Annotated in this window: 1 rRNA gene (cut by a window edge); it reads right to left on the reverse strand. The window is 53.6% G+C overall.

Annotation, left to right across the window (positions count from 1 at the left end):
* Positions 1 to 44: 44 nt before the first annotated feature.
* Positions 45 to 1,445 (reverse strand): 23S ribosomal RNA (locus QRD42_RS02895); it runs 1,506 nt beyond the window's last position.

A 1,445-nucleotide genomic window follows, 5' to 3' on the forward strand; every position in this document is an offset into this window, starting at 1 on the left:
AAGCTGAAAATCTCTCAAATCCGCCAAAACATCTTCGGCGTTGTAAGGTTAAGCCTCACGGTTCATTAGTACCGGTTAGCTCAACGCATCGCTGCGCTTACACACCCGGCCTATCAACGTCGTCGTCTTCAACGTTCCTTCAGGACCCTTAAAGGGTCAGGGAGAACTCATCTCGGGGCAAGTTTCGTGCTTAGATGCTTTCAGCACTTATCTCTTCCGCATTTAGCTACCGGGCAATGCCATTGGCATGACAACCCGAACACCAGTGATGCGTCCACTCCGGTCCTCTCGTACTAGGAGCAGCCCCCCTCAATTCTCCAGCGCCCACGGCAGATAGGGACCGAACTGTCTCACGACGTTCTAAACCCAGCTCGCGTACCACTTTAAATGGCGAACAGCCATACCCTTGGGACCTACTTCAGCCCCAGGATGTGATGAGCCGACATCGAGGTGCCAAACACCGCCGTCGATATGAACTCTTGGGCGGTATCAGCCTGTTATCCCCGGAGTACCTTTTATCCGTTGAGCGATGGCCCTTCCATTCAGAACCACCGGATCACTATGACCTGCTTTCGCACCTGCTCGCGCCGTCACGCTCGCAGTCAAGCTAGCTTATGCCATTGCACTAACCTCCTGATGTCCGACCAGGATTAGCTAACCTTCGTGCTCCTCCGTTACGCTTTAGGAGGAGACCGCCCCAGTCAAACTACCCACCAGACACTGTCCGCAACCCGGGTAACGGGTCCACGTTAGAACACCAGCCATTAAAGGGTGGTATTTCAAGGATGGCTCCACGCAGACTGGCGTCCACGCTTCAAAGCCTCCCACCTATCCTACACATCAAGGACCAGTGTTCAGTGTCAAGCTATAGTAAAGGTTCACGGGGTCTTTCCGTCTTGCCGCGGGTACACTGCATCTTCACAGCGATTTCAATTTCACTGAGTCTCGGGTGGAGACAGCCTGGCCATCATTACGCCATTCGTGCAGGTCGGAACTTACCCGACAAGGAATTTCGCTACCTTAGGACCGTTATAGTTACGGCCGCCGTTTACCGGGGCTTCGATCAAGAGCTTCGCGTTGCCGCTAACCCCATCAATTAACCTTCCGGCACCGGGCAGGCGTCACACCGTATACGTCCACTTTCGTGTTTGCACAGTGCTGTGTTTTTAATAAACAGTTGCAGCCAGCTGGTATCTTCGACTGGTTTCAGCTCCGCGAGCAAGTCGCTTCACCTACGCACCAGCGTGCCTTCTCCCGAAGTTACGGCACCATTTTGCCTAGTTCCTTCACCCGAGTTCTCTCAAGCGCCTTGGTATTCTCTACCTGACCACCTGTGTCGGTTTGGGGTACGATTCTGTGTTACCTGATGCTTAGAGGCTTTTCCTGGAAGCAGGGCATTTGTCACTTCAGCACCGTAGTGCCTCGTCATCACGCCTCAGTGTTAA

It is taken from the genome of Enterobacter sp. PGRG2 (assembly GCF_030291195.1).
Taxonomy (GTDB): Bacteria; Pseudomonadota; Gammaproteobacteria; order Enterobacterales; family Enterobacteriaceae; genus Enterobacter_D.